Genomic DNA, 24,484 nt, shown 5'->3' with positions numbered 1-24,484 from the left:
GAGCGATTTTATCCCAATGCCCGAGCTCGACGCCATCGACCGCAAGATCCTCGGCCATCTCCAGGCCGACGGCCGCATCACCATGCAGGAGCTCGCCGACAAGGTCGGGCTGTCGGTCTCGCCCTGCCACCGCCGCGTCAAGCTCTTGGAGGAGCGCGGCGTCATCACCCGCTATCTCGCGACCGTCGACCAGAAGGCGCTCGGGCTGCACGTGTCCGTCTTCATCTCCATCAAGCTCGCGCGGCAGAAGGAGGAGGACCTCAAGCGCTTCGAAAAGGCGATCTCGGCCTGGCCCGAGGTGCTGGAATGCTATCTGATGACGGGAAATCGCGACTATTTGCTGCGCGTGGTGGCGGCTGATTTGTCGTCGTATGAGGCGTTCCTGAAGAGCAAGCTGACCCGCCTCGACGGCATCGCCTCGATCGAATCGAGCTTTGCGCTGAGCCAGGTGAAGTACTCCATCGCGCTGCCGGTGTGAGGCAGGCCATCGCCACGACCTCAGCTGTCGTCCCTGCGAACGCAGGGACCAATACTCCGCGGCAGACGTTGCGAAGAACGACTGGTCCAACATCGTGCGCAACAACATCTCCCTGGGGTTATGGGTCCCGGATCTGCGCGTGCTGCGCACGCTTGTCCGGGACGACGGCGGAGAGCCAAGCGAGACTTTCGGCCATCTCTGGCGCTCGGCCATGAGAGACCTCGCATGAGCCCCTCTCCCTGCGCCGTCATTCCGGGGCGCCCGCAGGGCGAGCCCGGAATCCATAACCACGATCGTGCGTATGGATTCCGGGCCCGCGCCGCTGCGCGACGCGTCCCGGAATAACGACCTTTGTTGTGTCATCGGATTTGCCACAATCGTGAGTCCAGGACCGACCGGGATGGTCACATGCGTTCTCACTCCCGCGGCGCGTTGCGTCCGGGTGATGCCGATATCATCGCCCTTATGACGTGAAGGGCGCAGGGAAGGCCGGGCGCTGGCCGCGCCCGTGGCCCGCCTGCGGAAAAAATGCAGGCGGCAGGTACCACAGGTCTGGCCGAAGACGCCCGGCCCTCCCTGCGCGATGGTTTTGACGGCTGCTTCGCGTTCTCCCCGGTGCGCCGGCTTTTGGCCACCGTGCGCGACGACGCGCTGTCCGCGCGCCGCCGCGGGGACACCAGCATCGGGGTGCCAGGACCGCGCGACTTGACCGTGCGTGCATCATTGTTCGTCGGCGCGAATGATCACGCTGCAACGACACACGCCCATCGCATTCCGCTGCCGACGTCCATGACGACCGCGATACGTCCCCTCCGACGCAACGGAACGGGCTGGACTGTAATGCTGATTATACGAAATCGGCAAGCGATTTATTTTTTGCCTGACGGCTGGACAGGATTTTAGCGCGCGATCTGATTTGCCCGTCGGGTCGTTATGGCAGCGTCGAAATCATCTGCGCACTGCCCTGATCACGCCCGAACTACGTCACAGCCGAGGCCGTCATTGATCCAGATCAAACGATCTGGAAAAACTGCTCCAGCCCCCGATCAAATCCTTGATGTTCCTCGATTTGATCCAGATCAAACGGCCGCAGGCCGACCGCAGCATGGCCCAGGGACGTCCATATTGGCCGTCAAAAAGCGCCACATCTCGCCGTCAGATTCTGCGTCACAGCATGCGCTGCGACACGAAGTCACAGGGATTGCGGGACTAACAACTCCGCGCCTGTGAACGTGACGTCGGCGCGATCGTGAAGACCAACTCGCGTCCTGGAAAGCAATGCAGAACAACAGCGCTCAACGTTCGCCCCGACACGACTACGCTTCGCAACATCGAGATGCCCGGCCGCTCGCGCACGTGGCGGTGAAGGTGGCTCCCGCCAGGTATCAGCCGGCCGCACAGGCCGGCAGCCGCAGCACCGGACGGGCCGAGCGGCGATTCTGGCTGACGATGCAGACGGTCATGCTGGTCGTCGGCGTGCTGCTGGTGAACCTGCTGCTGTTCTTCCCTCCCCTCGGCATCGCCCTGATGTGGAATCTCCTGATTCCGATCGCGCCCGCGCTGGTGACGATCTCGCCCGGCCTGTGGCGCAACATCTGTCCAATGGCGACATTCCATCTGCTGCCGAACAAGATGGGCATCTCGCAGAACATCCGGATGCCGGAATGGGGCGCGGCGACGCTCGCGGTGATCAGCGTGACGCTTCTTTTCATCGTCGTGCCGATGCGACGAATCGGACTCAATGTCGACGGTCCGCTGACGGCGGTCATGCTGCTGTCGGCCGCGGTCATGGCGTTCGCGATGGGCTCTGTGTTCGAAATGCGCTCGGGCTGGTGCACCTCGCTGTGTCCGATCCACCCCGTCGAGCGGCTCTACGGCACCAACCCCGCCCTGACCTTCAAGAATGCCCGCTGCAACATCTGCGAGGCCTGCAGCAATCCGTGTCCCGACTCCACGCCCGAGCTGACGCCGACGGCGGGCGTGCCCACCAAAGTCCAGCAGTTCCTCGGCAACTTCCTGATCGGCAGCTTCCCCGGCTTCGTCTGGGGCTGGTATCAAGTGCCGGACTATCCGCCGCAGCAGGTCGACCAGGCCGCGATCATCACCGCCTATGTGTGGCCGCTGGGCGCCGCGCTCGTCAGCTACGTCGTCTTCAGGGTCGGCGAGCACATCCTGCGCTACAGGCCCGCCGCCCGCACCCGGATGCATCGCATCTTCGCGGCGGCCGCGATCAGCACCTACTACTGGTATCGCCTGCCCGGCCCGGCATCCTTGCTGCCGGACTGGTTTCCGCTGGTCTCGCATCTCATCACGACGCCGTTCTTCTTCTGGTTCCTGGTGCTGCGTTCGCCGAAGGTGAGCTGGCTGAAGCGGCCGGTGATGGCGTCGAACTACTGGTCGAGCCGGTTCGAGAGCACCGCCAACAAGAATCTCATCCGCGTGTCGCCCGGCAAGGCGTGAATCCCCGCGGTCTCATCCCACCATCGTCACAGCGTATCCGATCGAGGAGTGAACCATGTCGAACTTCAGGACCGTCACCGTCAAGGGCCGCCAGTTCCGCGTCCGCGCGGGTGACGTGCTGCTCGATGGCGCGCTCGCCAACGGCGTCGAGATTCCGTTCGACTGTCGCGCCGGCACCTGCGGCACCTGCATGGTTCACGTCTCCAAGGGCCAGACGGTGTGCGGCGAGACGCATACGCAGGGCATGATCTATGCCTGCCAGGCGCGCGTCGTCTCCGATCTCGACGTCGAGCTGGAGGACGTGCCGGAAATCGACACCAGCAAGGCGCGGCTGGTCGGCCTGCGCGAGGTCGCGCCCGACATCATGGAGCTGATGATCGCTCCGGAGAAGAGCATCAGCTATCTGCCCGGGCAGTACTTCAAGTTCACCTTCAACGGCTATCCGGCACGCGCCTACAGCCCAACGGCGTCGTTCGACGGCCGCATCGGCGGCCGCGTCATCCATCTCAACATCAAGCGCGTGCGCGGCGGCCGCGTCACGACGGCGCTCGGCAGCGGCATCCGTCCCGGCCATCGGCTGCGCATCCAGGGGCCGTATGGGCATGCGTTCCTGCGCCCGGGCGGCACCGGCCGTCTCGTCCTCGCCGGCAGCGGCACCGGCTTCGCGCCGATCTGGGCGATCGCCGCGATGGCGCTGCGCGAGTCCCGCAACCGGCCGATGGTGATCATCGCCGGCGCCAAGAAGCTGCCGCAGCTCTACATGACGCCGATCCTGGCGCAATTGGCGCGGCTGCCGAACGTCACGATCATCCCGACGGTCGAGGAAGGTCCGGTCAATCATCCCTCGATCCGCACCGGACGGATCGAGCCGCACATGCCGACGCTGACGGCCTCCGATGTCGTCTATGCCTGCGGCTCGCCGCGCATGGTGACCGCGCTCGCCGGGATGGTCGAGAAGGCCGGCGCGACGTTCTATGCCGACCCGTTCGATTCCGCGCCACCAGAAGCGCCATCCGGCCTGATCGGCCGCATCAAGACGCTCGTGGCGCGACGTCCGCCCGAGCCTGAGCCGGGCCGTGACGGCGGCAGGGGGCATGACGCGTCGCTCGATCCGTTCGAGCGGGCGCTGTCGCTGGTGCCGAAGGATCCGATCGACGACGATCTGGGCCTGCGCCGGTCGGAGCCACGGCGCAGCACGGCCGCCGAACGCGACCACGCACTCTCGCTGGTGCGCGAGCGCGCGCTGGGCGACGCCTCATCGCTGCAGGAGCGCCCGCGCCGCGCCGCCAGCCAGATGGCCTCGGGGCATGTGTGAGATGACGCAGGAGCCCCCCAGTCTCTCCGTCACTCCGGGGCGCTCGCGAAGCGAGCGAGCCCGGAGTCCATAACCACCAGCCTGCGTGATGGAGCGCGATCGTAACTCAGGCCGTCTGCCTCACGAGCGCTGCGGCGTATGGATTCCGGGCTCGCGCTGTCGCGCGCCCCGGAATGACATCGTGGGTGTGGAGGCTGCGTGCCTCAGATCAGCTTCCGCCGCGCCAGGCTGCGCATCAGCGCACCCACGCCGAACGTCCACGGCTCGCATTCGTCGCTGTTGCGCATGCGGTTGACGAGACGACCGAGTTGAGGCGCCGAGATCGTGACGATGTCGTCGCGCTTGTGGGTGAACCCCTGGCCCGGTGCGTCGCGATCCTTGACGGGCGCGAACATCGTGCCGAGGAACAGCGCGAAGCCGTCGGGATATTGATGCACGGCACCGATGGTCTGGGCGACGAGGTCGGTCGGATCGCGGCTGATCTTGCTGATGGAGGAATGGCCGTCGAGCACGAAGCCGTCGCTGCCGGTCACGTTCAGCGCCACGTCCATCTTGCGGACGTCATCCAGCGTGAAGGTCTTGTCGAACAGGCGCAGCAAGGGGCCGATGGCGCAGGAGGCGTTGTTGTCCTTGGCTTTCGACAGCAGCAGCGCCGAGCGGCCCTCGAAGTCGCGCAGGTTGACGTCATTGCCGAGCATCGCGCCGACGATCCGGCCGCGGCTCGACACCGCCAGCACGACCTCCGGCTCCGGATTGTTCCAGGTCGATTTCGGATGCAGCCCGGCATCCATGCCGGTGCCGACAGATGACAGCGTCGGCGCCTTGGTGAAGACCTCGGCATCGGGGCCGATGCCGACCTCGAGATATTGGCTCCAGGCGTTCTGCTCGATCAGCACCTGCTTGAGGTGCATCGCCTGGTCGGAGCCGGGCTTCAGCTTGGAGAAATCGTCGCCGACCAGGCGCACCACCTCTTTCCGGATCGCCTCGGCCGAGGCCGGATTGCCGCGCGCCCGCTCCTCGATGACGCGCTCCAGCATCGAGATCGCGAAGGTGACGCCGGCCGCCTTCAGGACCTGCAGGTCGACCGGTGCCAGCAGCCATGGCTTGGCCGGATCGCGGCGATCCGGCGGGGTGTTGGCGAGGATGGCGGCGAGGTCGCCGATGCGCTGCCCGCCCATGCCGCGTAGCGCCGTCGCCGGATCATCCTGCTCGCACAGCGCGCTGACGGTGGGGAAAGCCGAGGTGACGTCATAAACACCGTCATCGCGCACCGCGACCACGGCCGGTCCGTCCACGTCGGGGCGCCAGACCCGGCCAACCAGCGTGCCGCTGGTGCCGTCGTCGGGCAGGACGGTCTCGGGCGTCAGGTTGATCATGGCGTCGTGCTCCCTGTTGTTCTTGTTGCTCAGCGCACCCCTAGCATCGGTGCACGCCGGCTCCAAGCCACACGACGTCGCGCGATCACCAACTGTAGCGCACCACGCCCTTGCCGGCGTAGGAGCGGCTGATGGACGAGAATTCGCCTTCGAAGGTGGCGGCCGCCGACCAGCCGTTGCGCCAGGCGATTTCGGCCGAGGCCGTGGTGAGCGCGAGGTCGCGCGACTGCGCGGCGCCGTTGACGACGAAGCTCGTGCCCGGCAGCGCCTGGAAGCCCGCGGTCATGGTGCGATCGGGGTTGAAATTGTGCGCCCAGGCGGCGCGGCCGCGCAGCGACAGCATGCCGTCGGCGAGCGCAAACGACCGGTCGACGCGCGCGCCGAGCTCGGTGCGCGCATCCGTCACGGTCTTGCCGGCATAGCTCAGCGCGAAGGTGCCCGCGCCGGAGAGCACCTGCTCGGCATAGGACGGCAGCACGTAAGCCGTCGCCTGGCCGCCGAGATAGGGCGTGATCCCGCCCCACGGCGTGGCATAGCGGCGGCCGCCCTCGAGGCGGGCCGAATAGGCCGACGCATCGAAGCGGGCGCGGAGCTGGTCGACGCCGGCGACGGTCACGGCGCGGTCGGTGGTCACGTCGTGCCAGCCATAGGCGAGCGCCGCGGAGAGATAGTCCGGACCACTGCGATAGCGGGCGAAGGCGCCGGCCTGGAACAGGTCGGAGCGGCCGCTGCCGCCGCCATTGACGCCGAAGCTGGTGCCGCCGCCCGACAGCGCGAAGCCGGCCAGCCAGTTCGGCGACACGATGTAATCGGCGCCCGCGGCGAAGCCGACCTCGCGGATGGTGGCGTTGTTCGAGCCGAGCGCGGCATTGCCGTCGGCGAACGAACCGCCACCGAACGGCGCCGCCCAGGTGCTCCAGCGCTCATCGAAGCGCTGGGCCGGTGTGGCCTTCACCGGCATGCGCGCGAAGGCATCGCGCGGCGCGGCGCCCTGTCCTGCGTCGGCGAACGCTGCAGCCGGACCAGATGCGTTCGCGCTGCGCCCGGCGACAAAGGGATCGGTCATCAGGCCAAGGAAGATATTCATCGAGTCGAACATCGCCTGCTGCGAGGCGGTGGCGATCTCGCCGGACGCCTGTGTCAGACCGGCTGGGGTCAACGCGCCGAAAGCGAGCGGGATGCCGCCGGTGCGGTTGAAATAGCCGGTCGTGGTGTCCGTGACGTTCTGCTGGTTGGTGTTGGTCCCGGCCGTGCCGAGCGTCAGGTTCAGATAGACGTTGTCGGCGTCGTAGCTCAGGCTCGAAGAGAAGTTGGCCGGCAGGTTGGTGTTGATCAGCGTGTTGAAGGTGCCGCTGATGCCGCCGGCGGCGTTGACGATCGTGTACTGCTTGTTGACATAGCTGCCAGGGGCGAACGCCGCCTGCACGGTCGCGCCGCCGAGCGTCGCGGTGCCCGTCACGTTGACCCGGTCGGCATTGGCCGGCGACACCTCGACCATGTAGCTCGCGGCCGCCGTGAAGGTGAGGCTGCCCTGCACCGTGAGCAGCCCGATCGAATTGCCCGGCGCGAGCGCGCCGCCATTGACCAGCGTGCTGCCGACGATGCCGTTGCCGCCGAACGTGCCGCCGGCATTCACGGTGACGCTGCTGCCGGCGATGGCGCCGTTGACGGCGAGGATGCCGCCATCGACCGTGGTCGTGCCGGTGTAGGTGTTGATGCCGGACAATATCAGCTTGCCGCTGCCGACCTTGGTCAGCGAGCCTGGGCCGATGGTGCCGCACCCGCAAGGATCGGTGTCGCCGATCACGCCGGAGACCTCGGTGGAGAGATTGTTGCCGCCGACCACCAGCGTGTTGAAGGCGCCGATGTAGTAGTTGCCGGAACCCGCCAGCGAGCCGGCGGTGATGCGGCCGTCGCCATTGACACCCACGCTACCGGAGAAATCGACCACGCCGGTGCCATTGGTGACGAACTGGGCGGTGCCGCCGGTCGTATTGTCGAGGAAGCGGGTGCGGCCGCCATCATTGGTGATGATCGTGGCGGAGCCGGCGCTGGCATGATCGAAGAACAGCGTCGATCCGCCGTCATTGGTGGTGACGGTCGCGTTCGCCGCGGTGGAATGGGCGTTGAACTGGACCTGGCCGTTCATGTTGTTGATGATGGTGGCATTGCCGGCCGACGGGGTGTCGCTGCCGAAGCCGATCCCGAACATCACGTACGAATTGCCGCCATTGGTGATGACCGCATTGGCGGCCGTGGCGGCATTGACGAACGCCAGCATGCTGAACGTATCGTTGGTGATCGTCGCGTTGCCGGCGCTGGTGTTGGCGTTGAACAGCGTACGACCCTGATGGTTGGTGATCACGGCGTTCCCCGCCGTGGCGGTATCGGTGCCGCCGGCGACGCCGAACGCGGTCGTGGCGATCGACTGGTTCACGATCGTCATCGCACCGGCGGAGTTCGCGCCGAGGAAGTTGGTGGTGCCGCCGTCATTGGTGAGCGAGGTGATGCCGGAGGTGTCGGCCCTGACGATGTTGAAGATGCCGAAATTCGACACGTCACCGATGATGCGGGCGGTGTGGGTGGCGTCGCCGAGTTGCAGCGTCGCGACGCTGCCGATGAAGGTGCCGCCGGAATAGGAGTTGGTGCCGAGCAGAATCGTGGTGCTGTTGCCGAGCAGCTCGGCGCGCACGCCGGCAACGGTCTCGCCGAGATTGTTGCCGATCGTGATCGTCTGGCCGGAATTGGCGTTGTTGATGAAGCCCCAGCCGGAGCCGGCGACGCCGAAATTCACGTCGGCGCCGCCAATCGAATAGGACTGGGCGTTGCTGAGGAAGATCCAGGAATCCGGATTGATCGGCGCGGTGACCGTGATGGTCGATGCGCCGGTGGCGCCGAACAGCGCCTCCTGGCCGCTCGATGCCGGCGGCGCGCCGGCCGGCGGGCTCTCCCAGTTGGTCGAGAGATTGTAGTCGGAGGTCGCGGTGGACGAGCCGGTGCCGCCCCAGGTGTAGTCGGTCTGGGCCTGCGCCGACGTCGTCAGCCCGAGCCCACAGAGCCCGAGCATGAGTCCCAGCGCGCCCCACACGGCCCGCGCCGTCCGACACACCGCCGTTTCGACCCGCCTCCGCACGCAATCCCCCGATCTTGCTCTGCACCCCGTGATGCAATTTAAGACCTAGCAGGCGCACGGCGCCCGCCGAGATCGACGGCGTTACTGTTTCTTATTTGAAATCAGCACGTTACGCGTTTGATCGCAGGTGTAGCGGACACGCAACGCATCCACCCAAAAAGTCGCTCCCCCGTAATGGCCCGGGGCGTGCGACCGATGGCTCAAGGATTCGGCGAGCTCTCGCCGGCGACCTGGAGCAGTTGCGAGCGGCGGACGCGCTCGCGATGGGCGGTGTAGAGGCCGCTGGAGACGATAAAGGCGGCGCCGACGATGGTCCAGACGTCCGGTACCTCGCCGAACACCAGGAAGCCGAGGATGCTGACCCACAGGAGCTGGGTGTAGGAGAACGGCGCCAGCACCGAGGCGTCGGCATAGCGGAATGCCAGCACCACGATCCACTGCCCCATGGTCGAGGCGACGCCGACCAGCACGCCGAAGCCGATGTCCTGCCAGGACGGCGTGGTCCATACGAACGGCACGATTGCCGTGAGCACGCAGACGCCGGCAATCGAGGAATAGGTCATGATGGTGATGGCGTGCTCGCGGCCGCTCATCATCCGCGTCATGATCAGCGTGCAGGCCCAGGCGAACGCCGAGACGATCGGGAACAGCGCGGCAAGATGGAACGCGCCGGTGCCGGGGCGGAGGATGATCAGCACGCCGCACAGCCCGACCGCGGTTGCGACCCAGCGGCGCAGGCCGACCTTCTCGCTGAGGAAGATGATTGACAGCGCGGTGACGAACAGCGGCGCGACGAAGCCGGTCGCGGAGGCCTCGGCGATCGGCAGATAGCGTAAACCGGTGATGAACATCAGCGACGAGCCGAGCAGCGCAACGCCGCGCAGCAGCTGGAACTTGAGCTGCTCGGTGCGCATCGCGAACAGCGGCGAGCCCGGGATCATCGCCGGCACCATGATCGCTGCGAATACCACGAAGCGGATCCAGGTGATCTCGATCGAGGGCAGCGTCTTCGACAGATACTTCGCGGTGACGTCCGAGGTGCCGAGGAACACGGTCGACAGTAGGATCAGCGCGATGCCGCGGAACGGCCGGTCGGCGCGCGCGGGCGCGCGCTTGCGCGTGGCCTGCGGCTTCTCCTGCACGGATGTCGGCACGTCGTCGAGGCGCGCGGCGGCGGCCGCACTCGGTGGCGGGGTCACGGTCGAACTCGGAAGTTTGGAAACAGGACGATTCGGTGAGTGCCGACAAGACGCCAATCGCGACGCCGCGACAACCCATCGAAGCGGGCAGCACTTATGCGTTGCTACGCGCCGGGGTAGCAAACATCCGTAATTTTCCGTGATGCTGCATTACAGCATGGGCAGGCCACGCGGCTTCGGCCCGCGCGGAAAGGCGCGATCGATCGCGGCGATCTCGGCCGCGGTGAGCTCGATGTCGCCGGCCGCCGCATTCTGCTCGGCATGCTCGGGCCGCGACGCCTTGGGGATCGCGAACAGCGACGACGCCCGCGTCAGGAAGGCCAGCGCGACCTGGCGCGGCGTTGCACCATGCTGCTCCGCGATCCGCTGCAGCACCTCGCCGCCGGCGCCGCGGCGTTCCGGAAAGTCGTCATGGCCGAACGGCGAGTAGGCGACCACGGCAACACCATGCTGGCCGCACCACGGGATGACGGCATGCTCGATGGCGCGCTCCTGCAGATGATAGAGCACCTGGTTGCAGGCGATCTTGCCCTCGCCTGCGACCTCCAGCAGTTCGTCGAGATCGTCGACGTCGAAATTGCTGACGCCCCAGGACGCGATCTTGCCGGCCGCCTTGAGCTCCTCGAACGCCGCCACCGTCTCCGCGAGTGGATAGGAGCCCGGCCAGTGCAGGAGATAGCAGTCGAGCCGGTCGGTCTTCAGCCGCTGCAGCGAGCGCTCGCAGGCGGTGACGGTGCCCTTGCGCGAGGCGTTGCTCGGCAGCACCTTCGACACCAGGAACACCTCGTCGCGTCGGCCGGCGATGGCCTCGGCGATGACGAGCTCGGCATCGCCATACATCTCGGCGGTGTCGATGTGGCTCATGCCGAGATCCAGGCCGCGCCGCAGCGTGGCGATGGCGCGGCGGCGATCGGCGTGGTCGAGATACCAAGTGCCCTGCCCGATGACGGAGACGCCGCCGCCGCCGGTTCCGAATGTCTTGTGCTTCATGCGCGGGAGCATAGTGGATGAGGCGCACGGCGTCGATTGGGTGCCCTCCCTGCTCAAGGCATCTGACACGCTTCCACACCCACGTCATTCCGGGGCGACGCGTCAGCGTCGAACCCGGAATCCCGAGCTTGTCTTGCGCTGTTTCATTTCCACCATGTCGAGATTCCGGGTTCGAGGCCGTTGGCCTCGCCCCGGAACGACAGTGTTCTCGGCTAGCTCGCCGCCGCGATGGGCGGGGCGTCCGTGGCCGTCTGCGCGATCAGCCGCTTCATCTCCGGAATGCACGAGCCGCAATTGGTGCCGGCCTTGAGCTGCGCGCCGATGGCGGCGGGCGTGCGCGCACCTGCCGTGATCGCATCGCAGATGGTGTCGCGGCCGACGCCGAAGCAGGCGCAGACGATCGGGCCGCCGCCGACGCCGTCGGGCGCGCGGCCGGACAGCAGCGTGCGACGCTGGTCGTCGTCGAGGCGGTCGGCGGCGAACATCGTCTTCACGACGTTCCAGTCGCCAGCATCATGGCCGGGGCCGACGAACAAACAGGTTTCGATGCGATCGTCGGCGAACGACGCGGCGCGATAGACGCCGCCGCCGACATCCATGTAGTCCGTGACATCGTCGGTGGCGCGCGCCTTGAACCAGGCCGGCCAGCGCGACAGATCGCCGTTGTCGGCGAACAGATAGCCGAAGCCGCCCTGCACCGTCGCGCGCGCCCACCACAGGTTGGACGGCAGCGTGAGCTCGTTGCGCGACAGGATGAAGCCGCGGAATACGTACTCATAAGAACTGATCGCAGCCGGGGTCGCCTTGGCCTCGGGCTGGCCGGAGAACGGATCGGTGTAGGAGGCGACCAGCGCGCCGACGCGGCCATGCGATGAGTTGGTGGCGCTCCAATGGATCGGCGCGAACAGCATGCCGCGCTGCTGGCGCTCGCTGACGACGACCTTGAGGATGCACTGGCCGTGCTCGGTCGTGACCTTGGCGAAACCGTCATGCATCAGGCCATAGCGCAGCGCGTCATCCGGGTGCACCTCGACGAACGGCTCCGGCAGATGCGCTGATAGCCGCGGGCTCAAGCCGGTGCGCGTCATCGTGTGCCACTGGTCGCGGATGCGACCGGTGTTCAGGCGCAGCGGGCGGGCGGCGGTGGTCTCGCCGCGCAGCGCCGGCACCTCCGGCGCGACGAAGCGCGCTTTGCGATCGTTGGTGAAGAAGGCGCCTTCGGCGAAAAAGCGCGGCTCGGGCGGCCTGCCCGCGCGCGCCGGCCATTGCACCGGCGCCATCGCGTCGTATTCGTCGTCGGTGAGCGTCGCCAGCGCGCCGATGTCGAAGTCGCGCGTGCCGTCGTTCTCGAACGCCGACAACGCCGCGTGCTCGCGGAACACGTCCGCCGCAGAGTTGTAATTGAAGGCGCCCGCGTGGCCGAGCCGTTTGCCGACCTCGCTCAGGATCCACCAGTCCGGCATGGCCTCGCCGGCCGGCGCAAGGAAGGCGCGCTGGCGCGAGATGCGGCGCTCGGAGTTGGTGACCGTGCCCGATTTCTCGCCCCAGGCCTGCGCCGGCAGCAGCACGTGGACGCCAGCATCGACGGTGTCGTTGGAGCGGACGTTCTCGGACACGACGAGCAGCTCGAGCTTCTTGAGCGCGGCGCGGACCAGATCGGCGTCCGGCAGCGACACCGCGGGGTTGGTGCCGATCACCCACAGCGCCTTGATCTCGCCGCGCGCGATCGCCTCGAACATCTGCACCGCCTTGAGACCCTCATGGGTGGCGATGTCCTTGGCCTTCCAGAAGCGGCGGACGCGGTCGATGTCCGGCGGCGTGAAGCCCATGTGGGCCGCGAGCTGGTTGGCGAGCCCGCCGACCTCGCGGCCGCCCATCGCATTGGGTTGGCCGGTCAGCGAGAACGGCCCCATGCCCAGCTTGCCGATGCGCGCGGTCGCAAGATGGCAGTTGAGGATCGCGTTGACCTTGTCGGTGCCCTGCGCCGACTGGTTGACGCCCTGCGAATAGAGGGTGACGACCTTGGGAGTATCGCGGAACAGCTTGAAGAAGGCGGCGACGTCGACCTCGGACAGGCCGGTGGCGAGCGCGGTCGCCGCGGCGCTGCCGGCGAGGCTCCGGGCGCGGGCCAGGGTCTCGTCGAAGCCGCCGGTGTGAGCGTTGATGTAGTCGTGATCGAGCGCACCGCTGTCGGCGAGATGCACCAGCAGGCCGGAGAACAGCGCCGCATCCGCGCCGGGCTTCAATCCCAGGAACAGATCGGCTTCGCTCGACGTGTCGGTGCGACGTGGATCGATGACCACGAACCTGGCGCCGCGCGCCTGCTTGTTGGCCAGCATGCGCTGGTACAGCACCGGGTGGCACCAGGCGGCGTTGCTGCCGACGAAGACCAGCAGATCGGCCTGATCGAGATCCTCATAGGTGCCGGGCACGGTGTCGGCGCCGAAGGCACGGCGGTGGCCGGCGACCGACGAGGCCATGCACAGCCGCGAATTGGTGTCGACATTGGCCGAGCCGAGAAAGCCCTTCATCAGCTTGTTGGCGACGTAGTAGTCCTCGGTCAGCATCTGGCCGGAGAGATAGAACGCCACTGCATCCTCGCCGTCGCGGGCGACGATGTGCTTCAGCCGGGTCGCGACGTGATCGAGCGCATCGCTCCAGGCCACCCGCTGCATTCCGCCCTTGCAGCGGATCATCGGGTACAGCAGCCGGCTCTCCAGCCCGAGCGTCTCGCCGAGCGCCGAGCCCTTGGAGCAGAGCCGGCCGAGATTGGCCGGATGCGAAGGATCCCCGGAGATCGCCGCGCCGCCGCGACCGTCGGGCGTGGCGAGCACGCCGCAACCGACGCCACAATAAGGACAGGCGGTGCGCACCATCGGCAGCTTCGGATCGAGCGTCGTCATCGTCGTGCGTGGCCCCTTCTCACGCTGCCTGCGGCCGCGCCCCCGCGCGGCCGAACATCATCGCTGTCCGGATCGCTGCGACCGGTTCGCGGCTCCGGATCAGGTCGCGATACCACAACGCGTCCTGAGTCTCACCGATCAGCACGGCGCCGGTGAGGCGTCCCTCGGCGATGACGAGCTTCTTGTAGATGCCCCGCCTGGCGTCGTTGAGCACGATCGCCTCGCTGCCCTCGGCGCCCATGAAGTCGCCGGCCGAGAACACCGACACACCCGACACCTTCAGATTGGTCGAGACGACACTGCCGCCATAGGCCGCCTGGCGGCCGGCGAGATGCCGCGCCAGCACCCGCGCCTGCTCATAAGCAGGTTCGACCAGCCCATAACAAGTGCCACGGTGCTCGGCGCATTCGCCGAGCGCGAAAATGCCGGGCGCCGAGGTCTGCATCGCGTCGTCGACGACGATGCCGCGATTGACCGCGAGCCCCGCCTCCTTCGCCAGTGTCACATTCGGCCGGATGCCGGCCGCGAAGACCACGGCGTCGGTGGCAAGGCGCCGCCCATCGGCCAGCTCGACTCCTTCGACGCGACCATCGCCATGGATGGCCGCGGTGCTGGCATTGAGCAGAACCTCGATGCCCTTGCGCGCCACCAGCGACTTGAGCAACGCGGCGGCCGGCGCATCGAGCTGCCGCTCCATCAGCCGGTCCATCAGATGCAACAGCGTCACCCTGGCGCCGGCACGCGCCAGGCCATAGGCCGCTTCCAGCCCGAGCAGCCCGCCGCCGACGACCACCACGCACCCCTTCTTCGCCGCCAGCGCCAGAAGCACGTCCGTGTCCCGGCTGTCGCGGAATGTGTGCACACCCGGCAGATCGGCGCCCGGCACCGGCAGCCGCAGCGGCAGCGAGCCGGTGGCGAGGACCAGGCGCGAGAACGCCACGTTCTCGTCGTTCTCGATCCGCAGTTCGCGACGGCCGACATCGATGGCGGTGACGCGCGCACCGTATTTCAACGTTACCCCGCGCTCGCGCCACCAGGCCGCCGGCTTGAGCTCGATCTCGTGGGACGCGGCCTCGCCGGCCAGCACCGACGACAGCAGCACGCGGTTGTAGGCGAGCCGCGGCTCCTCGCCGATGACGGCGATCGCGTAGCGGCCGAGCGCAGTCTGCGACAATTCCTCGACCAGCTTTGCGGCAGCCATGCCGTTGCCGACGATGACGAGCGGTTCACTCAAAGCGCCTACTCCGCCGCCTGCGCCTTGCCATGGGCTTCCGCGATCATGTAGCCGGACAGCGTGCCGTAGGCCGCGGTCCAGGCATCGGCGACATCGGGCGTCCAGCCGTCGCCAAGTCCCTTCTCGAGGGTCCACAGCAGCGCGGCGCCGACCACCGGATAGTGCTCCGGCTTGGCGCCGTAATCGACGTGGCGCTTGGCGAGCGCGCTTGCCGCCGGCAGGATCGCGGGCAGATTCGTCAATCCATTGACGACGACCGCCAAGGTCGCCATCAGCTTCTTGCGCTGCTCGGTGAGATCGTCGGGAAACATCGCGCGCACCTGCGGCGCGACCTCGAACAGCCGATCGTAGAAGATGGTCGCGGCCTGATCGGAGATCGGCGCGACCCTGGCAAAGCTATTCTGAACCAATGCGATCTGAGACGGCGTCATGGGAAATCCTTATGATGGAAACGAGAACCCGTTAGTTGCCCGACGCGGAGAGCGGTTCGATGCGCTCTCCGCTTTCCAATCGTCACGCCGCCTCGACGTAGCGATGCCGCTCATACAGGAACTCCAGCACGCGCTGGCGACACTTGACGTAGGTGGCGTTGGTCGCCAGCTCGAGCCGCTTGCGCGGCCGCGGCAGGGCGACCTCGAGCACCTCGCCGATATGCGCGCTCGGGCCGTTGGTCATCATCACGATGCGGTCGGACAGCAGCACCGCCTCGTCGACATCGTGCGTGATCATCAGGATGGTATTGCCGAGCTTCTGGTGCAGCGCCATCACCGAGTCCTGCAGATGCGCCCGCGTCAGCGCGTCGAGCGCGCCGAACGGCTCGTCGAGCAGCAGCACTTTCGGCTCCATGGCGAGCGCACGGGCAATGCCGACGCGCTGCTTCATGCCGCCGGAGACCTCGTTGGGCCGCTTGTCCTTGGCATGGGCCATCTGCACCAGGTTCAGATTGTGCATGGTCCAGGCGTCGCGCTCGGCGCGGGTCTTGGTCTTGGCGAACACCTTGTCGACGCCGAGCCGCACGTTCTCGTAGACCGTCAGCCAGGGCAGCAGGCTGTGGTTCTGGAACACCACGGCGCGGTCGGGTCCCGGCGAATTGACTTCGCGCTCCTCCAGCAGCACGCCGCCGGTCGTGGCCGTGGTGAGCCCCGCAACGATGTTGAGCATCGTCGACTTGCCGCAGCCGGAATGGCCGATGATCGAGACGTATTCGCCCTTGTTGATCGAGAGGTTGATGTCCTTCAGCACTTCGGTGGTGGCGGTGCCGCGGGTGAAGGTCTTGTCGACGTGGTCGAGCTTCAGATAGGCCATGATCTCTACCTCTCAATTCGTCGCGGTGCCGCGGGTGACGATCTTGCCGACGACCGCAATCAGGCGGTCGAGCACGAAGCCGATGATGCCGACATAGAACAGCGCCAGGATGATCTCGCTGATATGCGAGGAATTCCACGCGTCCCAGATGAAGAAACCGATGCCGACGCCGCCGATCAGCATCTCGGCCGCGACGATCGCGAGCCACGACAGGCCGATGCCGATGCGCAGGCCGGTGAAGATGTAGGGCGCGGCCGCCGGAATCATGATCTTGGCGAAGAACTCCAGCGGATTGAGCTGCACCACCGCGGCGACGTTGCGATAGTCCTGCGGAATGTTGCGGATGCCGACCGCGGTGTTGATGATGATCGGCCATACCGAGGTGATGAAGATGACGAAGATCGCCGACGGCTGGCCGTCGCGGAACGCCGCCAGCGACAGCGGCAGCCAGGCGAGCGGCGGGATCGTGCGCAGCACCTGGAAGATCGGATCGAGGCCGCGCATGGCCCACACCGACTGGCCGATCAGCGTGCCGACACCGACGCCGACGACGGCAGCAATCGCGTAGCCGAAGGCGACGCGGCGCAGGCTGGCCTCGAGATGCCAGAACAGTCCCTTGTCGATGCCGCCATGATCGAAGAACGGATCGAAGATCAGCTCGCGGGTATCGCTGAACACCCGGGAGGGCGGCGGCAGCGCCGAGCCGGCCCGGCGGCAGACCAGCTCCCAAATCAGCAGGAACAGCGCCAGCACGATCAACGGCGGCACCACGCGCACCGCGGCCTCGCGGGCCATCTTTCCATAGCGTTCGGCTTTCGGCGCCTGCTTGGGCGTCATGGTCACGATGGACGCCGAGGTGGACGCCGCCGCGGTCGGCACGACCTGGGGAGCGCTATCGTTGGTCAACGCTGGCATGGACATCGGAAATCTTTCTCCGTGCAATGAGAGAGGCCGCGCGCCTTGCGCGCGCAGCGGGAGGTCCTGATCAGGCGTCGACGCGCTTGATCGACAGCGACTTCAGGTAGGCGGCGGGATCTTCCGGATCGAACACCTTGCCGTCGAAGAAGGTCTCCTTGCCGCGCGACTTGGAGGTCGGAATCTCGGCGGCTGCGACGTTCATCTCCTTGGCGGCCTCGCGCCAGATGTCCTCGCGGTTGACCTTGGCGATCAGCGACTTGGCGTCGAAGCCAGCCTCATACTTGCCCCACCGGATGTCCTCGGTGATGAACCAGAGATCGTGGCTCTGGAATGGATAGGACGCGAAGTCGCGCCAATACTTCATGATGTGCGGCGAGTTGTCGACGACCTTGCCGGTACCGTAGTCGAACTTGCCGGCCGTGCGTCCGGCGACGTCCTCGACCGGGCAATTCATCCACTGCCGCTTGGCCATGATGGTCGCAAGCTCCTGCTTGTTCTCCATCTTGTCGGCCCACTGCTGCGCTTCCATCACCGCCATCGTCAACGCTTTCGCGGCCTTCGGATATTTGTCGACAAAGGCGGCGCGCATCGCGAAGGATTTTTCGGGATGCTTGTTCCAGATCTCGCCCGTCGTGACGGCGGTGTAGCCGATACCCTGGTTGACGAGCTGCGCATTCCACGGCTCGCCGACGCAGAAGCAGTCCATGGTGCCGACCTTCATGTTGGCCACCATCTGCGGCGGCGGCACCACGATGGTCTCGATGTCCTTGTCGGGATCGATGCCGCCGGCGGCGAGCCAGTAGCGGATCCAGAGATCGTGGGTGCCGCCCGGGAAGGTCATCGCGGCCTTCACGGACTTGCCGGAGGCCTTCTTCTTCTCCAGCGCGGCTTTGAACGGCGCGGTATCGAGGCCGAGCTTGAGGTCCGCATATTCCTTGCCGACCGAGATGCACTGCGCATCGAGATTGAGCCGCGCCAGAATGTACATCGGCGTCGGCTGGTTGTTCTGCGTCACCTTGCCCGAGGAGATCAGGTACGGCATCGGGGTCAGGATGTGCGCGCCGTCGATGCCGTTGCCTTCAGAGCCGAGCACGAGATTGTCGCGCGTGGTGCCCCACGAGGCCTGCTTCTGTACGTCGACGTCGGGCATGCCGTATTTGGCGAAGATGCCCTTGTCCTTGGCCACGAACAGCGGACCGGCATCGCTGAGCGCGATGAAGCCGAGCTTGGCGCTGGCGACTTCCGGCCCCGCCCCCTGGGCGAACGCTCCGCCCGGCAAGTTCAGCTTCGCGGCTGCTAGCAGCGCAGCCGTGCCGGCGCCCGCCTTGAGAAGCTGACGACGGCTGAAGCCGTTGCGGCGAGCAGGATTGGCAGTCTTCGTCATGAGTGCTGTCGTCCTTTGTCTGAAGAGCGCTCGATGGGTGAAAAGGCCGTCCGTTGCGGGTCGCTGCGCCACGCACGAAGGCGCGTGTTCCGAGGTGGCCTCGGAAGGGGCAGCGTCACGATTCGGATGAGGATTGCGCGGACGGCATCGATGGCGTCGCGAATGCTCTTTCAAGCTTCGTGCCAACGCATCAATTTTGAATTTACAAGTAAATTCAATCGTTTAACTGCACACAGCAAATCCATCAGAGGCAGAAGGCCGCATCCAAAATTTGCGATTCGCCCACTTTGTGTGCGCCGCACACAAAGTGGGCATGGCGCGATTGTTCCATGAGCACCAGGGCAGCAAATCAGCCCTTTCAAGCAGCCGCGGCCCGGACGTCCAAACGTAATCGATTGAAATCGATGATCTTTTGATTGGCGTCAAAATTGGCACAGGCATTGCTTCGACGCCTACAAGTCAACGATGACTGCGGTTCGCCGGACTGTCGAGGCCGATGGCGCCTGATCTCCGGGACGGACGCGCGCTCGCGACCGGGGTCACCTCGGCGCGGTCGTCGTGACGCCCTTCCCCGCATTCGACATCCGATCCGCCTGCCCGTGGCGATGTCCCGCGAGAGCCAGAACCTCTCGCAAGGCAGCGCGCAATCTATTCCCGAGAGCAAACAAAGGACGTTTGAATGTCGTACCTCGCGCCTTCAGAATTCGTGACCAAGATGGTGGACGCAGGCGAGTCCAAGATCTTCATGTCGACCCGGGACACCGTCATCCGCGCCTACATGGCTGGCGCGATCCTGGCGCTCGCGGCCTGGTTTGCCGTCACCATCAATGTGAACACAGGCCAGCCGATCATCGGCGCGCTGTTGTTTCCGGTCGGCTTCTGCATGCTCTATTTGCTGGGCTTCGATCTGCTGACCGGCGTGTTCGTGCTGTCGCCGCTGGCGCTCATCGACAAGCGTCCGGGCGTGACCCTCGCGGGCGTGCTGCGCAACTGGGGCCTCGTCTTCATCGGCAATTTCGCCGGAGCACTGACCGTTGCCTTCATGATGGCATTCGTGACCACGTTCGGCTTCACGCAGGAGCCGGACAAGGTCGGCGCTGTCATCGGCAATATCGGTGAAGGCAGGACGCTCGGCTACGCGGCGCATGGCGCGGCCGGCATGGCGACGCTGTTCATCCGCGGCATGCTGTGCAACTGGATGGTCTCCACCGGCGTGGTCGGCGCGATGATCTCGACGACGGTCCCGGGCAAGGTGCTGGCGATGTGGATGCCGATCCTGGTGTTCTTCTACATGGTGTTCGAGCATTCGGTGGTGAACATGTTCCTGTTTCCGTCGGGGCTGATGCTCCATGCGAAGTTCTCGATCATGGACTACCTGATCTGGAACGAGATCCCGACCGTGCTCGGCAATCTCGTCGGCGGTCTCTCGTTCACCGGCCTGACGCTCTATGCCACTCACATCAGGACGCAGCCGAAGCGTGATGCCAAGATCGCAGCCCGCGTCGCGGCCTGATTTCCGTCTCCCTTGGAGAGCCCGGCTTCAGTTAAGGTCGGACTCTCCTCAAATCGCTCGATAGCCCAAATGCCATTGCGGATCACCATCGGAGCGCATTCCGACAAAGGGCAGAAGCCGGGCAACCAGGACTTCCACGGCGCACTGATTCCCGATGAGCCGGCGCTCAGCCTGAAGGGCATCGCGATCGCCATCGCGGACGGGATCAGCAGCAGCGAGGTCAGCCACATTGCGAGCGAGTCGGCGGTCAAGAGCTTCCTGACCGACTATTATTGTACGCCGGATGCCTGGTCGGTGAAGACCTCGGCGCGACGCGTGATCGCCGCGGCCAACTCCTGGCTCTACGCCCAGACCAGAGCCAGCCAATACGCCTATGACCGCGACAAGGGTTACGTCTGCACGCTCAGCGCGGTGGTGATCAAGGCGGCCACGGCGCATCTCTTCCATATCGGCGATTGTCGCATCTATCGCCCCGCAGGCCATTCGCTCGAACAGCTCACCGACGATCATCGCGTCATCATCTCGTCGCAGCAGAGCTATCTGGGGCGTGCGCTCGGGGTCAATCCCGAGGTCGAAATCGACTATCAGGCCATTCGGATCGAGCGCGGCGACATCTTCGTGCTCGCGACCGACGGCGTTCACGAACACGTGGGCAAGCGTTTTGTCGCCAACGTGTTGAAAGAGAATTCCCACGACCTCGACCAGGCGGCCCGTATCATCGTCGCTGAGGCGCTGGCGCAGGGCAGCGCGGACAATCTCACGATCCAGATCGTGCGGATCGACGAACTCGGTGCCGGCGATGCCGCCGAGATTCCGGTCCAGGCCGAGCAGCTGCCGCCGGCGCCGGTGCTGGACGCGCGGATGATCTTCGAGGGCTACCGGATCGTGCGCGAGATCCACGCCAGCAGCCGCAGCCACATCTATCTGGCCGTCGACGTCGAGACGGAGCTCGCCGTCGCCCTCAAGGTGCCTTCGATCGACCTGCGCGGCGACCCGGCCTATCTCAAACGGTTCCTGATGGAAGACTGGATTGCGCGGCGGATCGACAACCCGCACGTGCTGAAGGCCTTCCCATCGACGCGTCGCCGCGATCATCTCTACGTCGTCACCGAATTCGTCGAAGGCCAGACCCTGGCGCAATGGATGATCGACCATCCCAAAGCCGATCTCGATGCCGTCAGAGACATCATCGAGCAGATCGCCAGGGGGCTGCAGGCGCTGCATCGCAAGGAAGTGCTGCACCAGGATCTGCGGCCTGCAAACATCATGATCGACCGGACCGGGACGGTGAAGATCATCGATTTCGGATCGGTGCGCGTCAGCGGCGTGGTCGAGGCCGATCCGGCTGCCGACCACGACAGCATCCTCGGCACCCAGCAGTATACGGCGCCGGAATATTTTCTCGGCGAGGGCGGCTCCGAATGGTCCGACCAGTTCTCGCTCGGCGTGATCGCCTACCAGATGCTGACGGGCCGGCTGCCCTACGGCGCGCAGATGGCACGTGCACGAACCCGGGCGCAGTTTCGCAAGGTGCTTTATCACCCGGCCTCCGGCGATGACCAAACCGTCCCGCTCTGGATCGATGGCGCACTCCGGCGCGCCGTCCATCCCGTCGCCGCCAAACGTTACGAGAGCCTCTCGGAATTCGTCTTCGACCTTCGGCACCCCAATCCCGCCTATATCGGCGGCGGCCGGACGCCCCTGATCGAGCGCAATCCGCTGCTGTTCTGGAAGGCGACGACTGCGCTGCTCGCGATCGCAGTGATCATCCTGCTCGCGGCTCGCCACGGCGGCTGGTAGGCGGACCTGCCGGCTGCGGATCAGGCGGGTTCAGGCGCGATCGCGCCAAGCGGCCTCGGCGCCACGCCCGCTCCCGGCTTCATGCGGAAATCGTAGGTCATCAAGTGCCATGGCCCGATGGCCAGCTTGCCGTCCGGCATCACAGCGTCGCTGCGCCGCTCGACCTGGGCGATGAGCTCGTCCTTGACGCCAAAGACGACGTCGCTGTCGAGATATTCGTCGCCGCCGACGAAGACATGGGTGATGAGCGGCTCGTAGCCCTTGGCGTCCACCAGGAAATGCACATGGGCCGGGCGCATCGGATGACGCTTGGTCTCGAGGATCATCCGTCCCACCGGACCGTCGGTCGGGATCGGATAGCTGCAGGGCAGGATGGTGCGGAAGAAAAAGCGGCCATCCGCATCGGTGATGAAGCGCGCCCGCGACGACGGACCATCGCTTTCATAGGACGGCCGCTGCGAATCGTAGAAGCCCTCGTCGTCGGCATGCCAGACATCGACCGCGGCGCCTGCCAGCGGGGCACCCGCCAGATCGGTCACCCGTCCCTGGACGAACATCTTCTCGCCCTTGAGATCCGCCGAGATGTCGGTGCCGTGGGGCGTCACCTTGTGCTCGCCGACGTAGAACGGGCCGAGTACGGTCGTCTCCGTCGCCCCTGCCCGGTCGCGATGATTGATGGCGTCGACCAGCATCGACACGCCGAGCACGTCGGACAGCAGGATGAACTCCTGCCGGCTTGCGGTGCAGGTCTGTCCGGTGCGGGTGAGAAAGTCGATGGCGGCGGCCCATTCGTCGAAAGTGAGCTCCGTCCGGCGCACATAATCGTGCAGCGACTTCACCAATTCCTGCAGCAGGAATTTCGCGCGCGGATCGGGTGTCCGTTCGAGGCTCGCGACGACGGCCTCCGTGAGCTCGCCTTCATTGAATTGTGTCATTGCCAATTCCTCCCGGCGCAAAGGGTACACGACGCATGCCTGGCCTGCCATTGGACGCGGCGCGATTTTCGGCTATCACCCGGAACAAACGGGATGCGCGGCCGATCCTCGCGCAGGCCGCCAGAAACCGATCATAGCGGAGACGCCCGATGCTCGCCCCGACACCCGCCTCGCCCGAAACCGTCGGCATGTCGAAAGCCGCGCTCGATCGCATCGATGCCCATCTGCGGCAGCGCTATGTCGAGGCCGGCCGCTTTCCCGGGACGCAGTTGATGGTCTATCGCCGCGGCAAGATCGTGCATGCGAGCTCGCTCGGCTATGCCGACGTCGAGCGCAAGGTCCCGGTCAGGGACGACACGATCTACCGCATCTATTCGATGACCAAGCCGATCACCTCGGTCGCCTTCATGATGCTGGTCGAGGAAGGCAAGGTCGCGCTCGACGAGCCGGTCGCGAAATACATTCCGGAGTGGAAGAATCTCGGCGTGTTCGTCGCCGGCACCGCGCCGGCCTTTGTCAGCCGGCCGCCGTCGCGGCCGATGCTGATCGTCGACCTGCTGCGCCACACCTCCGGCCTGACCTACGGCTTCCAGCAGCGATCGAACGTCGATGCCGCCTATCGCGACGCCAAGATCGGCGCAGTCGAAAAGGCGGGAACGCTGCAGTCGATGATCGATGATCTCTCGCGTATTCCGCTCGAATTCTCGCCGGGCGAGGCCTGGAACTACTCGGTCTCGACCGACGTGGTCGGCTATCTCGTCGGCAAGATCGCCGACCAGCCGTTCGAGCAAGTCCTGAAGCAGCGCATCTTCGATCCGCTCGGCATGAGCGACACCGATTTCCACGTGCCCGCGGCGAAGGCGCACCGGCTGGCGGCGTGCTACTCGGCCGATGCCGGCGGCGCCTTGTCGTTCCACGCCGCCGATCGCAAGGGCGGCCTGACCTTGCAGGACGACCCGGCGACCAGCTCGTTCCTGAGCCCGCCCGACTTCATCTCCGGCGGCGGCGGCCTGTGCTCGACCACGGCCGACTATCTGACGTTCTGCCGCGCATTGCTCAATGGCGGCGAGCTCGGCGGCGTCAGGCTGCTCGGACCGAAGACGCTGAAGCTGATGACCTCGAACCATCTGCCGGGCGGCGTCGACCTGCCGGCGCTGTCGCGCTCGATGTTCGCGGAAGCAGCCTATAACGGGATCGGCTTCGGTCTCGGCTTCTCGGTGACGATGGATCCGGCCAAGACGTTGATTCCCGGCAGCGCCGGCGAATATGCCTGGGGCGGTGCGGCCTCCACGGCGTTCTGGATCGACCCGGCCGAGGAGCTGATCACGATCTTCATGACCCAGGTCTTGCCGTCGAGCGCCTACCCGATCCGCCGCGAGCTGCGCACGATGGTGTACGCGGCGATCACCGAAAGCAACGTCTAGGAGCGGCGTCGTGGCGGTAAAGCCGCTCAGGGAACCGGCGATCCCCGCGCGTTGCGCTTGGCGTGCACGCGGTGCTCTCTTATGCTGACAGTCATGTGAACGGCTGCAACCGCCGAG

18 protein-coding genes are annotated in these 24,484 nt (G+C 66.0%); 7 read left to right on the top strand and 11 right to left on the bottom strand.

The genetic code is table 11. From position 1 onward, the window contains the following. Positions 1–16: 16 nt before the first annotated feature. The 4 genes from QX094_RS23585 to QX094_RS23570 all read left to right on the top strand — a co-directional run bounded on the left by QX094_RS23585 (position 17) and on the right by QX094_RS23570 (position 4,253). Entirely contained in the window at positions 17–478 is a 462-nt protein-coding gene (locus QX094_RS23585; protein WP_315715739.1) for an Lrp/AsnC family transcriptional regulator, read from the top strand. A gap of 528 nt (positions 479–1,006) precedes the next feature. Next, positions 1,007–1,381, top strand: a complete 375-nt coding sequence (locus QX094_RS23580; RefSeq protein ID WP_315715738.1) for a hypothetical protein — start codon at positions 1,007–1,009, stop codon at positions 1,379–1,381. Positions 1,382–1,834: 453 nt separating this feature from the next. Further along, positions 1,835–2,938, top strand: a complete 1,104-nt coding sequence (locus QX094_RS23575) for a ferredoxin (RefSeq protein WP_315715737.1) — start codon at positions 1,835–1,837, stop codon at positions 2,936–2,938. A 55-nt stretch (positions 2,939–2,993) separates the two neighbouring features. Next, on the top strand, positions 2,994–4,253 hold the full coding sequence (locus tag QX094_RS23570) for a 2Fe-2S iron-sulfur cluster-binding protein (RefSeq protein ID WP_315715736.1): 1,260 nt from the start codon (positions 2,994–2,996) through the stop codon (positions 4,251–4,253). 203 nt (positions 4,254–4,456) lie between these two features. Here QX094_RS23570 and QX094_RS23565 read toward each other — a convergent pair whose 3' ends face one another. From QX094_RS23565 to QX094_RS23520, 10 genes are all read right to left on the bottom strand, one after another. After that, positions 4,457–5,629, bottom strand: coding sequence for a fumarylacetoacetate hydrolase family protein (locus tag QX094_RS23565; protein ID WP_315715735.1), 1,173 nt, complete (start codon positions 5,627–5,629; stop codon positions 4,457–4,459). An 85-nt stretch (positions 5,630–5,714) separates the two neighbouring features. Beyond that, positions 5,715–8,696, bottom strand: a complete 2,982-nt coding sequence (locus QX094_RS23560) for an autotransporter domain-containing protein (RefSeq protein WP_316188157.1) — start codon at positions 8,694–8,696, stop codon at positions 5,715–5,717. 266 nt (positions 8,697–8,962) lie between these two features. Further along, entirely contained in the window at positions 8,963–9,916 is a 954-nt protein-coding gene (locus QX094_RS23555; protein ID WP_315715821.1) for a DMT family transporter, read from the bottom strand. Positions 9,917–10,111: 195 nt separating this feature from the next. Next, positions 10,112–10,951 (bottom strand): aldo/keto reductase, encoded by an 840-nt coding sequence (locus QX094_RS23550; protein ID WP_315715733.1) that lies wholly within the window; start codon positions 10,949–10,951, stop codon positions 10,112–10,114. A gap of 212 nt (positions 10,952–11,163) precedes the next feature. Further along, entirely contained in the window at positions 11,164–13,854 is a 2,691-nt protein-coding gene (locus QX094_RS23545; protein WP_315715732.1) for a molybdopterin-dependent oxidoreductase, read from the bottom strand. 19 nt (positions 13,855–13,873) lie between these two features. Continuing rightward, on the bottom strand, positions 13,874–15,088 hold the full coding sequence (locus tag QX094_RS23540; RefSeq protein WP_409977925.1) for an NAD(P)/FAD-dependent oxidoreductase: 1,215 nt from the start codon (positions 15,086–15,088) through the stop codon (positions 13,874–13,876). A 5-nt stretch (positions 15,089–15,093) separates the two neighbouring features. Beyond that, complete coding sequence (locus tag QX094_RS23535; protein ID WP_315715731.1) at positions 15,094–15,519, bottom strand: globin family protein; 426 nt, start codon at positions 15,517–15,519, stop codon at positions 15,094–15,096. 82 nt (positions 15,520–15,601) lie between these two features. Next, positions 15,602–16,396: an ABC transporter ATP-binding protein gene (locus tag QX094_RS23530; protein WP_315715819.1), complete on the bottom strand. Its 795-nt coding sequence runs from the start codon at positions 16,394–16,396 to the stop codon at positions 15,602–15,604. Positions 16,397–16,405: 9 nt separating this feature from the next. Continuing rightward, positions 16,406–17,314: a nitrate ABC transporter permease gene (gene ntrB, locus QX094_RS23525; protein ID WP_315715730.1), complete on the bottom strand. Its 909-nt coding sequence runs from the start codon at positions 17,312–17,314 to the stop codon at positions 16,406–16,408. A gap of 64 nt (positions 17,315–17,378) precedes the next feature. Then, positions 17,379–18,695: a CmpA/NrtA family ABC transporter substrate-binding protein gene (locus tag QX094_RS23520; protein WP_315715729.1), complete on the bottom strand. Its 1,317-nt coding sequence runs from the start codon at positions 18,693–18,695 to the stop codon at positions 17,379–17,381. Between the two features lie 679 nt (positions 18,696–19,374). Between QX094_RS23520 and QX094_RS23515 the strand changes: the two genes are divergently transcribed. Continuing rightward, positions 19,375–20,208: a formate/nitrite transporter family protein gene (locus QX094_RS23515; protein ID WP_315715728.1), complete on the top strand. Its 834-nt coding sequence runs from the start codon at positions 19,375–19,377 to the stop codon at positions 20,206–20,208. Between the two features lie 69 nt (positions 20,209–20,277). After that, positions 20,278–22,008 (top strand): bifunctional protein-serine/threonine kinase/phosphatase, encoded by a 1,731-nt coding sequence (locus QX094_RS23510; protein WP_315715727.1) that lies wholly within the window; start codon positions 20,278–20,280, stop codon positions 22,006–22,008. A gap of 20 nt (positions 22,009–22,028) precedes the next feature. On the opposite strand, the gene QX094_RS23505 is transcribed toward QX094_RS23510, so the two are convergent. Next, positions 22,029–22,943, bottom strand: coding sequence for a dioxygenase (locus tag QX094_RS23505; RefSeq protein WP_315715726.1), 915 nt, complete (start codon positions 22,941–22,943; stop codon positions 22,029–22,031). Between the two features lie 149 nt (positions 22,944–23,092). Here QX094_RS23505 and QX094_RS23500 point away from each other — a divergent pair, with 149 nt between their 5' ends. Continuing rightward, a complete protein-coding gene (locus QX094_RS23500; RefSeq protein ID WP_315715725.1) occupies positions 23,093–24,367 on the top strand; it encodes a serine hydrolase domain-containing protein in 1,275 nt (424 codons plus the stop codon). Positions 24,368–24,484 lie beyond the last annotated feature (117 nt).

The sequence above is a fragment of the Bradyrhizobium sp. SZCCHNS1050 genome, assembly GCF_032484785.1.
Classification (GTDB): Bacteria; Pseudomonadota; Alphaproteobacteria; order Rhizobiales; family Xanthobacteraceae; genus Bradyrhizobium.
The sequence above is the reverse complement of the archived record's forward strand: the minus strand, read 5'-3'. Positions and strand labels throughout refer to the sequence as shown.